Source organism: Virgibacillus sp. CM-4 (assembly GCF_000445495.1).
GTDB classification, from domain to species: domain Bacteria; phylum Bacillota; class Bacilli; order Bacillales; family Amphibacillaceae; genus Virgibacillus; species Virgibacillus salexigens.
Genome location: NZ_AUQA01000002.1, coordinates 715,829 through 730,235, shown reverse-complemented (window position 1 = coordinate 730,235; position 14,407 = coordinate 715,829). Strand labels below are relative to the sequence as shown.

Genomic DNA, 14,407 nt, shown 5'->3' with positions numbered 1-14,407 from the left:
GGGACAAATGAGGGAAATAACGTATTTAGAAGCAGTAAGAGAAGCAATGAGTCAGGAAATGCGGAAAAATGAAGATGTCTTTATTTTAGGAGAAGATATTGGGATTTATGGCGGCGCGTTCGGTGTAACAAGAGGAATGCTTGAAGAATTTGGACCAGAGCGAATACGTAATACCCCGATCAGTGAGTCAGCAATTGCTGGAACAGCAGTAGGATCGGCATTAACAGGGATGCGACCAATTATGGAACTTCAGTTCTCTGACTTCATTACAATTGCCATGGACCAGATTGTGAACCAAGCAGCGAAATTACGATATATGTATGGTGGGAAAGGAAAAGTACCAATGGTGCTTCGTACTCCCAGTGGTTCAGGGACAGGGGCAGCTGCCCAGCACTCGCAAAGCTTAGAGGCATGGGTAACACATATTCCTGGATTAAAGGTTGTGCAGCCATCGACAGCTTATGATGTAAAAGGGTTATTAAAAGCATCGATGGATGATGACAATCCTGTTATTTTCTATGAACATAAATTACTTTATAAAACAAAAGGTGATGTTCCAGAAGAAGAGTATCATATTCCACTTGGGCAGGCGGATGTGAAGCGTGAAGGAAAAGATGTGACAATAGTAGCTACTGCTATCATGGTGCATAGAGCACAAGAAGCAGCAGAGGAACTAGAAAGGGAAGGGATTAACGTAGAGGTCATTGACCCGCGTACCCTTGTACCACTAGATACAGAAACCATTATTAAATCAGTGACAAAAACTGGCCGCCTTGTGGTTGTTCATGAAGCCGTAAAACGCGGTGGTTATGGTGGGGAGATTGCAAGTATGATCGCAGAAAGTGAAGCGTTTGATTACTTGGATGCTCCAATTAAGCGACTTGGTGGTGCACCATCCCCTGTACCATATAACCCAGAGCTAGAAAGAATGCATGTTCCACAAAAAGAGGACATTGTGCAGGCAGTCAAAGAAACACTAAATAGAGCATAAGGGGGGAGACAGATGGCAAAGGAAATTTTTATGCCGAAGTTAAGTAGTACCATGGAAGTTGGTACCTTGCTTCAATGGTTTAAAGAAGAGGGCGAAGAAGTAGAAGTCGGGGAACCGTTATTTGAAATCATGACAGACAAAATAAATATAGAAGTAGAATCCTATGAAGAAGGAACTTTACTAAAAAAATACAATGAAGTGGATGATGAAGTACCGGTTAACACTATCATCGGCTATATTGGGGAAGCGGACGAAAATGTCCCGAATTCCGCACCTGTTCCTGAATCAGAAGAAAACGAAACCGATAAGCAAGAGGAGAAAGATACTTCCTCTGTGATTGGGGAGAAAAAAGAAGCAGACTGTGAAAACGGTGAGAAAGTGAGAGCAACACCTGCAGCAAGGAGAGTTTCCCGTGAGCAGGGAATTATGCTTGAAGAAGTAGAAGGAAGTGGGCCTAAGGGGCGAATCCATGCAATGGATGTCATATCATCTAAAGAATTAGCGCGGTCTATTCGCCACACTCCGCTTGCTGGAAAAGTTGCAGATAAAGAAGGTGTGTCACTGGAAAATGTTCAAGGTACCGGTTCAAATGGAAAGATTACGAAGTCGGATGTACTTTCAGCTTCTAGTATGCAGGTAGAGACCACCACGCAGGAACCACTAGAACACGTAAAACTGAAAGGGCTTCGTAAAGCAGTCGCAGATAAAATGCTGGAAAGTGCTCGATCTATCCCTCATGTTACTCTTACAGCTGAGGTAGATATGTCAGCTGTGGTGGAGGTTCGAAAATCTTTGCTGCCAATCATTGAAAAACAAACGGGTTATCGTCTTTCCTATACAGAGATTATTATGACAGCGACAGCACATGTGCTTGGTAATCATAGGAAATTAAATGCTGCATTAATAGATAACGAGATTGTCTATAATAAGTCCGTTAATCTAGGTTTGGCCGTGGCAGTAGATAACGGTTTAATCGTCCCCTCTGTTCCAAATGTACAAGATAAAGGACTGGCCGAACTTACAGTTGCATGTAAGGAACTTGGAGCAAAAGCGAGAAAAAATAAATTGGACTCAGTTGAAATGTCTGGAAGCACGTTTACGATAAGCAATTTAGGCATGTATGCAATTAAAGGCTTTACTCCAATCATCAACCCACCTGAAACAGCAATTTTGGGTGTGGGGCAAATGGCAGACAAGCCGGTTGTTAGAGATAAATCGATTGAAATAAGACCAATGATGGTTCTAAGCTTATCATTTGATCACAGAGCCATTGACGGAGCCCCTGCTGCAGCTTTCCTAACAGAATTGAAAGAAAGATTAGAAAACCCATTTGGGTTGTTAGTTTAGGGGGGAGACAATGGAAAAATTTGATTTAGCGATCGTTGGAGCTGGTCCTGGAGGCTATGTCGCAGCAATACGAGCCGCAAAAGAAGGGAAAAAAGTGGCCATCATAGAAGGAAGGGATCTTGGTGGCACTTGCTTAAATCGTGGTTGTATCCCATCAAAAACGATGCTGAAACACGCTGAAGTTTTAAACCAAATTAAGGAAGCCGATAAATATGGTATACAGGTCTCCTCCTTTTACTATTCATTGGAACAAATGGTGTCACGGAAAAACAAGGTGATTAACCAACTAAAAAGCGGAATACAACGGTTACTAAAACAAAGTAAGATAACCTTTTATCAAGGTTATGGCTTTGTAAAAGAGGATAAATCAATTACGGTAAAATCTGAACAAGAAGAATCGAAACTATCTGCAGAATATATTATTCTAGCCAATGGTTCAAAACCCTTTGTACCAGAATTACCAGGGCTTGGAGATATTGACTATTGTACAAGTGATACCATCTTTGATATAAAAGAATTACCCGAACACCTAGTGATCGTTGGAGGTGGTGTGATTGGATTAGAAATTGCCTGTATCTTTAATAGTATGGGTACAAAAATAGAAATTATAGAAATGGCTGATCGCATTTTGCCAACTGAAGATCAAGATGCGAGTGCTTTCTTAGCGAAGCAACTTAAAAAATCTGGGGTCAAAATTCATACGGAAACTCAAATTAGTTCTTTTGCTAAAGAAGATGGTGGGACGAAAGTTGAATTGAAGCATAAAGGCAAAGTACAAAGTACTACAACACAACACGTGCTTATGTGTGTAGGAAGAATACCGAATATAACTGGAATTGAAGCATTATCGCTAGAGATGAATGGAAAGTTTGTAAAAACAGATTCCAACCTGCAGACATCTGTTAATGGAATTTATGCCATTGGAGATTTAATTGGTGGCTACCAGTTAGCTCATGCTGCAAGTAACGAAGGGATTAAAGCAGTAGATCATCTTGTAGGGAACCCCGTTGTAGATGCAACGGTTCCTCGATGTGTCTATACATTTCCAGAAATATCGAGTATTGGTCTTTCGGAAGCAAAGGCAATTGAAATGGGTTATGACGTTAAGACGAAAAAAGTGGATCTGGCAGGAAACGGAAAAGCAATTGCTGCTGGAGAGAATACAGGATTTATGAAGTTAATTGCTGAAAAAAAATACGGTGAAGTAATAGGTGTCGTGATGGTGGGCACACATGTGACAGAAATGATCAGTCAAGCAACCTCCTTTATACATTTAGAGGGAACAGTAGAAGAGGTGGATTCCATGATCTTTCCACATCCTACTATTTCTGAAGGGTTATCAGAAGCTGCAGCATCCTGGCTAGGAAAGGGCATTCATTATTAGTAGTTTAAAATATAGAAGTTACTGGTTCCTTCTGCTAATGTCTATTTTTGTTAACTCTATATAAATGGAACTGTTTTAAGAATTCTTCATATTGGGGACTTTTGTAAGATTAGTCATTTTGAACGGTAGAAAAAGGTTCTAATTATAAATTAAGGTCTTTTGTTTAGATACCCATAACCTGTAAACAATATTTTTAATACTAGTGGCGATCCCTAAGTTAAGAGTGAAAATCTAAGTTTTGGGATCGCCACGTATGATCAGCTTTTTTCTTCACTTCTTGCTAACTTCTCACGATCTTTAACCCCTGGTGGTTGTTCCAGCCAGTTGTTCTGAATCATAATATCTGCACCACTCTTGGCAAGCCTTGCAACTTCAAATGATAATCGTTCATAATTGACCATTAAGTCACTTCGTTGACTTGCAGAACCAGCTGTGGAATAATTGCCAATTCCCGAGGATATGAGTAAGCTCATATGAAACATCATTAATTTATCGGAAAAGGTGGAGGCTGTCGATTCACTCACTCCTACATCCGGTACATGAGGGGCTTCAATATCATCTTTCAGTAGGGTATCTACAAAGATTTTAATATGTTTTTGAGAGATATCTTTTCCCCGAATCATAAAATCTTGGACGTCCTTTGTTGGGGAGGTTTGAGCAAAGGCAAGGCATAGTTTAATCCCAGTTGAGTTTGTTATGATATTCATATATAAATGAGAAATCTCAACAGAGTTTAACGGTCGCTTATTGCTTAACGGGTTTAAACCACTTAGGTATTTTTTGCTGTCTACATATTCTACTCTTTTCGGAACTTCAATATAAGGATGTCTTGCGTTTGTACCTTTTTGCAGCGCTATTTTAAGGGAGTCCTGAAAAAGCTGATTGGTCTCGGCCAGCCCTTTTGAAAAGTAAGAAGTTATATCCTGCCGAGCACTCATGGAGACAAACCCACTATATGCAAGCATTCCTACCTTCGCCATATGATTTACATAAGTGAGACAGAAGACATCTGTAAATAGCCATGGGGCATTCATATTTACATCCTGTTCGGTAAAGCCATTCGGTATGGCAAATTGCTCACTTTCAAATATAGCTGTTAATTGTTCCATATGTTTCATGGATATATCATGGGCTTGTTGAATAATCGGCTTTATATCTTGATCCTCTATATGTTTAAGCATAAAATCTAAAATACATTTTGACATACTATCATTCATATACGCTGTCCAGAGTGATGCAATTTCTCCAGACGTTAAATGGACGTTATTTTCATTCATATTACTACCTCCTGAAAAACAGCCGTTTACGTTTACTATTTCCAAAATGAGGTATTTTATGTAGTGACTTAAGAAGAACTTTTAAGTGAATAGAGAGCTCTGTACAATATACAGGGCATTTTTTTGAGAAGTGAAATTGTATTTCGTACTAGATATGATATATCAAAACGAATAGTAGAACTCGATCATTCATTTCGAAAATTTACTAGATCCCAATAATTACGGCATTTTTGAGAAGCGATGTTTTCTCGTTTTTTAGCAAGGTAACTATTCCGTTCTACATCTTTCCTATCAAACATATGATTATGTAAACGCTTACTTTAGAGGTGGTAGGATGGATGGTGCTTCAACGTTAGGATTTATTTCGGTATTGCCTCCGTTAATTGCAATTGTGCTTGCTTTTTGGACAAGGGATACCATCTTATCTTTAGGTATTGCCTGTCTGGTTGGGGTATTTTTGGCGGGGGAAGGATTGCTTGGTTTTCCAAATCTAATGAAGGAAGCATTGGGTAACGAAAGTTTTTCTTGGATCTTTCTGTTAGAGATTTTTATTGGTATTTTAATTGCTTTTTTTCAACGTACAGGTGCGATCCAAAGCTTTGCTGATTTGGTGGGACGAAGGCAAGCATCAAAAAAGAGGATTGGGATAACAACGTGGTTTATGGGATTATTTGTGTTTTTTAGCGATTACTTTAGCCCAGTATTTGTTGGATCAACGATGAGAAAGGTGACCGATAAGGTAAAAATGTCTCGCGAGAAACTTGCTTATATTTGTGATTCTACGTCAGCGCCAGTTAGCGTTATTGTTCCAATTACCGGTTGGGCGGTATTTATTTCTGGGTTATTAATTGGGTTAGGACCGATACAGAATGAAGCTGATGCTCTGGATGTATTTACAAAGTCGATTCCGTTTAATTTTTATGCTGTATTGTCAGTGCTACTGGTTGGATTAATCGCTTCAGGAATTATTAAAGACTTTGGTCCAATGAGAAAGGCAGAAGAGCGTGCGCACAAGGAAGGAAAGCTAGTTCGAGACGGTTCAACACCATTAGTATCAAAGGAACTTACAAATATTAAGCCTTACTTTAATGATCGGTTACTTAGTATTGCTTGGAATTTCTTTTTACCGGTTTTACTGATTATAACGATTGCAGTTGGTACGTATATTGGGCTTGGTTCGGCAAAAACGATGGAGGCATTTCTTGCTGCCGTGATATTTCTAGGGATTATCATGCGTATTCAAGGAATACCTGTGAAAGATATTATGGATACCGCCTTAAATGGCATCAAGGGAATCATGCCTGCTGTGATGATATTAGTTTTTGCTTATACGATTAATGCCTTAAGTGAACAGATGGGTACGGCCAATTACTTAATTCAGACAACCGAAACGTGGCTTAATCCGGGGTTGTTACCTGCAATTACATTTTTATTGGCAGCTGTGATCGCTTTTTCCACTGGTACGTCCTGGGGGACATTTGGGATTATGATTCCGATTGCTGTTCCACTTGCTATTGGTTTTGCAGGAGGAGAGATTGATACAGTAGTATTAGCTACGATAGCGGCAGTAGCTGGCGGGGGAGTTTTCGGTGATCATTGTTCCCCACTATCGGATACAACGATACTTGCTTCTACTGGAGCGGCAGTTGATCATATTGATCATGTTCGCACACAAATTCCATATTCTATGGTAGTAGGAATCATTGGATTAGCAATCTATTTAGGACTTGGATTAATCGGATAATTTTTGACTGGAGGTTCTTAGATGAAGGTAATTGTACTAGGTGGATCGGGTTTACAAGGGAGAGCCGCTTTGCAGGACTTGGGAAAATGCAGTCAAGTCACTGAGATTGTTTGTGCAGATGTTTCATTCGACGGGCTGGAAAGCTTTCGCAGTCACCTTAACATGGAGAAGATGAATACTAGAAAAATAGACGCGACTTCCCAGAAAAACTTGGAATCCTTATTCACAGAAGATGCAGATGTTGTCATTGATCTTTTGCCAAAGCAATTCAACGATACCGTTGCAAGGGCGGCAATCAATACAAGGGTTTCATTGGTCAATTGTTCCTATGCAGCAGGTCTTTCCAAAGAGGTCTTTGAAAAAGCGTTGGAAAAAGAAGTGGCGATAATGCCGGAGGCAGGCTTGGATCCAGGGATTGATTTGGTGTTGTGTGGATATGGTGTGAGTCAATTAGATGAGGTCCATGATCTTTTTTCGTATTGTGGGGGTATACCAACCGCGGAAGCAGCTGATAATCCATTAAAGTACAAAATTGCATGGAACTTTGATAGTACGCTCATGTCTTACAAACGCCCAGCCTTGATGTTAAGGGAGGGAGAGGTTATTGATATACCAGCAGATCGTCAACATCACGAGGAATGGGTCACGGATATTACCTTATCCGGTATCGAGGGGTTGGAATCCATGCCAAATGGAAATGCGCTTAATTTTGCAAGATTACTAGGTATTGATACGGAAATTGTCAATACGGAACGAAGAACGATCAGATGGTCAGGTCATGCGAAGTTTTGGAAGAGCATGGTTGAGTTAGGATTCTTAACGAAAGAGCCCGTTCAAGGATTTGAATCCGATGTAACACCTCATCATTTTCTATTAAAACACTTAGAGCCTCGTCTTCAATATAAAGCGAATGAGAAAGATCTTGTATTAATGAAGAATATAATAAGAGGAAAGAAAGACGGGGAAAATATAGAAATTATTTATGAAATGATGGATGAAAGAGATTTAGAAACTGGCTTATTTGCCATGAATCGAACTGTTGGTTACACAGCAAGCATTATTGCACAAATGCTTGGAAACCATACGATTACAAAAAAGGGTGTCCTTTCACCGACAACAGATATCCCTTACCAATTGTTTATTGACGAAATTGGTTCACGTGGCATTAACATAAAGGAGAAGAAGTACCAATTAAGATAACTTGCATATAAATGAGTGGGATTGGGTTTTTGAGCTGTCTGAAAAGATTGCTCTGTAGAAGGTAATTTCTACAGGGCTTTTTTTAGTTCCTATTTATAAAGGCAGAATAGTGCAAGCGTTGATTATTTCAAGCGATCAAATTTTATATCCATAAAAAGTGCAATATACCTCAAAATTGACTCATCTATTAATACGTATAGCCTTGTTGGATATACCCAACATTTTAGGAGTTTCCCTTGTTTCATATTCGATTCAACTTTGCTTCACATCTGAATTGGTAATGACTCATTTTGGGCTTTATTATTTAGATATTGCGAACAATTCACGGGTTTGTAATAGTTTGTCTGCTTGTTTTAGTTTGGCATGAAATTTGCAATATTATAGTTATCAAAGAACAAGGAGGTAAGAAATATACCCATGTTTTAGTAGATTACTAAATTTGTAATTAATGTATATACAACAATCTTAAAAATGATTTCAAACAACTGTATTACGCTAAAGATGTGATAATATTAAATACTTATTTTAAAGGATGATTTTATGGAGCATTATGGATGGATAAGTATGGTTCCTGCATTATGTGTTTTGTCTGTTGCGCTCATAACGAAAAGAACAATTGAATCGCTTATTTTTGGATCAATTATTGGATTTATTATATTGGAAAAGCAACATTTTTTCTCAGCGTTTGTTGATTCATCCTTATCCGTAATGGGAGATCCAACCATTGGCTGGATTATCCTAGTTATATTATCTTTTGGCGGTCTAATTGCATTACTGGTTAAATCCGGAGGTGCATTGGCGTTTGGGGAGTTTGTTTCTTCCAAAGTAAAGACAAAAAAGGGTGCTTTGCTTATAACTTGGGTAATGGGTATTGTAATTTTCCTCGATGATTATTTAAATGCATTAACAGTCAGTACCTCAATGCAGAAAATTACGGATAAACACCGAACTTCTAGAGAATTCTTAGCCTATGTAGTAGATTCAACTGCAGCTCCGGTATGTGTGTTAATACCTTTATCTACATGGACATTTTATGTATCTGGCTTGTTTGAAGATCTTGGGCTTGCTGCGTCAGGGAATGGTTCAGTGACATATGTTACAGTTATACCGTTTATACTGTATGGTTGGGTAGCATTATTCATTGTTTTGCTAGCAATTTTTGGTATTATTCCTAAACTGGGTCCAATGAAGATAGCAGAAAAAAGAGCGGAAGAGATGGGGATTTGTCTTCCAGAAGGTTCTAAAGACTCCTCAATAGTAGATGTTGATGTGGCTGCCTCCGTTGAAACTGATGCTCAAGATTCATCACTCAATGGCAATCAGCAAAAGAAAGTGAAGCCGAAATTAATAAATTTTTTTGTCCCTATTGGTGTTTTAATCTTTTATACATGGTACTCCGGTATTGATGTATTACAGGGTGTTCTTGTTGCATTGATTGTCATGATTATTATGCTGGTTTTCCAACGATTAATGAGCTTAGGAGATTTGTTTGATACTTTTTTTGAAGGGTTTAAACCGATGATTTACCCGCTAGGAATTGTTGTATCCTCCTTTATTTTAGTAGATGTCAATAGCTCTTTAGGTCTTACAGAATATGTGATTGAAACAATAAAACCATTCATGAGTCCTGGTTTGCTTCCAGTTGTATCGTTTTTAGCCATGGCTTTAGTTGCTTTTGCAACAGGCTCATTCTGGGGAGTATATGCAATCACACTTCCGATTATTATACCGCTGGCTGAAGCAATGGGAACAAATATATGGTTGGCAGTTGGTGCCGTTCTCTCAGCAGGTGCTTTTGGAAGCCATGCTTGTCCGTATGGTGATACAACAGTATTATCTGCATCAGGTTCGGGAATTGACGCTATCACACATGTTATAACCCAAGCACCATATGTTTTATTAAGTGGATGTATAACAGCAATTGGATATTTGGTTTTAGGTTTTATCATTTGATAGCCTTCGATTTCTAAGTAGTAATACATCGTTGCGTTGTAATAATTAACTGCAGTTCATAGTAAAGTTCGTTTTAATATTCTAAGTTGGTGTACCTATCGTCAGGCTGGGAAGTCCAAAGAGAGGCTTACCAAGGTATCCTGTCATTAAGTTATGAGGGAATTTCGTCAGCAGTCCTATGTATAATCCAGTAATTGAACCAACTGGCACAGCAACCAGCTTCTATGATACCTATCTAGAAGCCAGAAAATGAACTTGCCAAGGTTAATCACGAATAGTTAACGTAAAGAAATAAAAAGGCAGTTGTTGAGTTGATTTTCAACAGCTGCCTTAAGTATCTCTGACAGGCTTTAAATCACATGATGCTTGCCCCTAGTATTGTGTTTGTTTAGTTAAGATTTTTTTATATTTACGGCTGACAGCAGATTGACTAATTTTTAATGCTCGTGCGGCCTCTGTTGTAGTTTTGTATTTTTTCATCGCAAGCAAAATCAGCTGTTCCTCGGTGGATTCCTGTGCCTCGTTGAAAGGTATAATGTCGGTTATAATCGGCTTATGTTTGCCACTCTCCCCTAATCTCAATAGTGGTCTGACAGAGTCAGCAGATATCACTTGCTCCTCGGCAGTTACGACTAGACGCTCAATGATGTTTTGGAGTTCACGAATATTTCCTGGCCATGAGTAAACCTCTAATAAGTTTAATGCTTCTTGTGAAAAATAGTATTCTTTCCCGTATTTTAAATTTAATTGTTGCAAAAAATGGTAAGCTAAAAGTGGAATATCTTCCGTGCGTTCGCGTAATGGCGGTACAACTATCGGGATGACATTAATTCGATAATAAAGATCTTCTCTAAATGTGCCTTCCCTCACCATTTTTTCTAGATCCTTATTTGTAGAAGCAATAATTTGAACATCAATAGGGATCGGTTTGGAGCTCCCCACAGGAAATATTTCACCTTCCTGTAGAACACGTAGCAGTTTCACTTGCAACTGTTGTGAAATCTCGCCGATTTCATCCAATACTAAAATGCCTTGATCTGCTTGCTGAAAATAGCCAATTTTTCCTTGGTTAATTGCTCCGGTAAAAGCGCCTTTTATATAGCCAAACAGTTCACTTTCCAATAAGTTTTCTGGGATCGCTCCACAATTGACTGATAGAAATGGTTTGTTTTGGCGAAGACCATTTTTGTGTATCGATTGAGCAATAACTTCTTTGCCAACCCCAGATTCTCCTAAAATTAAGACTGTAGAATGAAACTCGCCTAACTTTTTTACCTTTGTCATCACGTTATCCATTGCAGTACTGCAATAGATGACTTTATTATTTGCATTTTCAAGGTTTCGCAGATTTTGAAGTTCTTTTTCGTAACGTTTTGTTAATTCTTTCGTCTCGTTAAGCTCTGTTTTCAGTTTCGTTGTTTCCGTGATATCCCGCAGTGCAATAACAATACGATGAATATGGCCAGCCTCATCAAACACAGGATTACCGACAGCTAAAATATTTTTACCCTGTTCTGTTTCTTGAACGATCGATACTTTTTCATGTTTATCTAATACTAACCGTAAGATAGTAGGGTTGAAGTATCCTTGGTCTTCTAATTCGAAAAGATTTTGCCCGACAAGATTTTTAAATTCTTCGTTCCAAAGTCCAGAAATAAAGTTATCATTGAAGCGAAGGATATCCCCCTTATCATTTACTACTAATATTTCATCGTACATCGATGAGAGAATTGCGTTTAAATCAGCATTGAGATTTTTGACGTACGCAATTTCCATCGCCATCTCTTCTACTTTAGGCAAATCTTGAACGACAATCATGATACCGTCCAAATTATCTTTGGAATCCGAAATGGGTATATAATCAACTAAAACCCCTGCTTCATCCTCAATCTGAATCTGGTTTAGAATTTTCTTTTTGGTACGGAATACTTTCTTAAGGTTATCGCCATTAAACCATTGAGAAGCTGCAGTACCCTCTAACTTCTTTAAAGAAGATTTAATCATTCTTAGTCCAGCTTCATTCGAGTTTACGATCTTTCCTTCGTTATCTGTGATAAAAATCCCCATAGGGATCGAGGAAAGCATGAATTTTAACAAGTTCGTGTTGTCATCTTCTATACGTAAAAGCTCAACTAGTAAATCTTCTCGCCGGATATATCCAATATATTCGTCATTTTCACCTTTAACAAGAGCAATCGGCTCCCCTAAAAGTTGAAAAATAAAGGTAGATGGTATTTCTGACTGATCTTGATGGATAACTCCCACATTTTCCAGAGAATGTGCGCTTTCATACAAATTATCTATTGTAATATCCTCCATTTGCTCCCAATTCGTATCACGTAGATGAATATAAGCATTTATTTGATTATTTGCCTTAAGAAAGAGAAATGCATTGGGATTATTCTTTAAACGGCTTTGCCAGCTTTCTTCCTCAGGTGCTATTGAAATAGTGAATAGGGGATGAAGTTTATTTTTAATTACAACAGTCATGTAATGACCTCCACGATAAATTTCATTTATTATCAGATTATCACAAAATATGCAAAAATGCATAATAGTTAAAAAATAAAGGGTGCTAATATTGTGAAATCAGTTTTCTGAAAAATTGTAACTTATTTTAATTATTGTCGCAGGTTAACAGGAAGCCAACCATGGAGTGAACTTCGCCTATTAGGATGAAAATAGGTAAAGATTGTCTGCATTTTCATGGGGGGTAAAACAAATAGGATAAGTGGGGACGAAAGAAAATCCCCACTGATTGAAGATTTACTTTATAGAAGTGATTGGGTGAAATAAAGCATAGATAAAAAATTACTTGTAATTGATATGTATCACATCCGTATTTTAATGCTGTATTGCATAGATCTATGCAATACAGCATACGCTTGGCTGGATAACTAGAGACTGAAATTAATGTTTTAGTTTTGTATGAAATTTTGCTTTATTTAAGTGATTTGCAGAGCTAAACACATCCGGTACAAACACTCATTGCTTAATGACTGCTTCCAGACGCTCTTACGATAAATCAACATTGATTCGTTGCGCTCTGGTCTACAGATAGAATATCAGTGAGGTATTACATTGCTTTTGCGCCGAACCAAGTGCTGACGCAGGATAAGGATAGCGACGTCGACAATAAATTTTCCGATTGGATTTACAACAAACAATCTTTTAGGTGGGACGAGTGCGTAATGAGTGGGCCAGATCATACATAGAAACGTTTGCTTGCTCCATTGTTTAAAAACCAAGGTAGCCTTAGTGAATTTATTTTTTTGGTAAAATTTAAAATAAACTAAAAATTGGCATAATAATTGCATGGAAAGTATAGAAAGTCTAAAATTTCATGGCTTTTTATATTCTTCGTTTTTCACAGGGAGACAAATATTAAATTGGAGGAGATGAAAATGGCGGAAGGTATGGTGCGATTAGAGAATATTTCTAAAAAGTTTGCTAATACTTACGCAGTTAAAGAGTTAAATCTAGATATTAAAACAGGAGAGTTTTTGACATTACTAGGACCATCTGGTTGTGGAAAGACTTCAACGTTACGAGTGATTGCCGGGTTTGAAAAACCGACTTCGGGAAATATTTGGATTGATGGAAAAAAAGTAGACAAGATTGAACCGTACAACCGAGAAGTTAATACTGTTTTCCAAAGTTATTCATTGTTTCCACATATGACGGTTGCTGATAATGTAGCATTTGGTTTAAAAATGAAAAAAGTATCAAAACAGGATATTAAAAACAAAGTTAAGGAAGCTTTGAATCTTGTACAACTAGAAAATTTTGCTGCTAGAAAACCAAAAAATCTTAGCGGAGGTCAACAGCAACGGATTGCTATTGCTCGTGCGATTGTAAATAACCCGAAAGTACTCCTGCTAGATGAACCGTTGGGAGCACTGGATTTAAAACTTCGTAAGCAGATGCAACTCGAACTAAAACAGCTGCAACAAGAGTTAGGCATGACTTTTATCTATGTTACTCATGATCAAGAAGAAGCTTTAACGATGTCGGATCGGATTGTCATTATGAATCAAGGGAAAATTGAACAGACGGGGTTGCCGGATGAAATCTATGAAAAACCTGCAACAAAATTTGTGGCTGATTTTATCGGTGAGACAAACCTATTTGAAGGAAAGGTTATGCAAACAAATGACACATACGCAACAATGGAGTGTGCTGGACAGTATATAATCATCCCGAACAACCGGAATTTTCTGGAAAATGAAAGTGTTTATATGTCTATTCGTCCAGAAAAAATTAAGGTTTCTGCGCACGCTAATGATAAAGTCAAGCAGTTAAAAGTAATCATGAAAGACGAAATTTATATAGGTTCGGTCACAAAGATTATCGCTGCGTTTCCAGACGGGCAGGAGGTTGTGGCTCATGGGTCGCGCGATATTTTTAAGCGTTGTTCTCAAGGCTCCCAGCTTTACCTAAGCTGGGAGCCGGCTGATAGTATAGTGTTCAAAATGAAGGAGAAATTGGAAGTATAGCTCAAAACTAGGAAA

At 38.1% G+C, this 14,407-nt stretch carries 9 protein-coding genes; 7 read left to right on the top strand and 2 right to left on the bottom strand.

The genetic code is table 11. The features are described from left to right. The first annotated feature begins 7 nt into the window (after positions 1-7). From M948_RS27100 to lpdA, 3 genes are read left to right on the top strand one after another with little or no spacing between them, the layout of a single operon-like run. Entirely contained in the window at positions 8-991 is a 984-nt protein-coding gene (locus tag M948_RS27100; RefSeq protein WP_021289542.1) for an alpha-ketoacid dehydrogenase subunit beta, read from the top strand. Positions 992-1,003: 12 nt separating this feature from the next. Further along, positions 1,004-2,338, top strand: a complete 1,335-nt coding sequence (locus tag M948_RS27095) for a dihydrolipoamide acetyltransferase family protein (RefSeq protein ID WP_021289541.1) — start codon at positions 1,004-1,006, stop codon at positions 2,336-2,338. A 10-nt stretch (positions 2,339-2,348) separates the two neighbouring features. Beyond that, a complete protein-coding gene (gene lpdA / locus M948_RS27090) occupies positions 2,349-3,722 on the top strand; it encodes a dihydrolipoyl dehydrogenase (RefSeq protein ID WP_021289540.1) in 1,374 nt (457 codons plus the stop codon). 257 nt (positions 3,723-3,979) lie between these two features. Here the strand turns inward: lpdA and M948_RS27085 are convergent, their stop codons facing one another. Then, positions 3,980-4,999 carry a DUF3231 family protein gene (locus tag M948_RS27085; protein WP_021289539.1) on the bottom strand — a complete coding sequence of 340 codons (1,020 nt, stop codon included), beginning with the start codon at positions 4,997-4,999 and terminating at the stop codon, positions 3,980-3,982. A 334-nt stretch (positions 5,000-5,333) separates the two neighbouring features. Here M948_RS27085 and M948_RS27080 point away from each other — a divergent pair, with 334 nt between their 5' ends. The 3 genes from M948_RS27080 (at position 5,334) to M948_RS27070 (ending at position 9,896) form a co-directional block, all read left to right on the top strand. Beyond that, positions 5,334-6,743 carry a Na+/H+ antiporter NhaC family protein gene (locus tag M948_RS27080; RefSeq protein ID WP_021289538.1) on the top strand — a complete coding sequence of 470 codons (1,410 nt, stop codon included), beginning with the start codon at positions 5,334-5,336 and terminating at the stop codon, positions 6,741-6,743. A gap of 21 nt (positions 6,744-6,764) precedes the next feature. Then, positions 6,765-7,943, top strand: coding sequence for a saccharopine dehydrogenase family protein (locus M948_RS27075; protein WP_021289537.1), 1,179 nt, complete (start codon positions 6,765-6,767; stop codon positions 7,941-7,943). A gap of 540 nt (positions 7,944-8,483) precedes the next feature. Further along, positions 8,484-9,896 (top strand): Na+/H+ antiporter NhaC family protein, encoded by a 1,413-nt coding sequence (locus M948_RS27070; protein ID WP_021289536.1) that lies wholly within the window; start codon positions 8,484-8,486, stop codon positions 9,894-9,896. 372 nt (positions 9,897-10,268) lie between these two features. Here the strand turns inward: M948_RS27070 and M948_RS27065 are convergent, their stop codons facing one another. Continuing rightward, entirely contained in the window at positions 10,269-12,386 is a 2,118-nt protein-coding gene (locus M948_RS27065; RefSeq protein WP_021289535.1) for a sigma 54-interacting transcriptional regulator, read from the bottom strand. Between the two features lie 914 nt (positions 12,387-13,300). Between M948_RS27065 and M948_RS27060 the strand changes: the two genes are divergently transcribed. After that, positions 13,301-14,392 (top strand): ABC transporter ATP-binding protein, encoded by a 1,092-nt coding sequence (locus M948_RS27060; RefSeq protein WP_021289534.1) that lies wholly within the window; start codon positions 13,301-13,303, stop codon positions 14,390-14,392. The last annotated feature ends 15 nt before the right edge of the window (positions 14,393-14,407 follow it).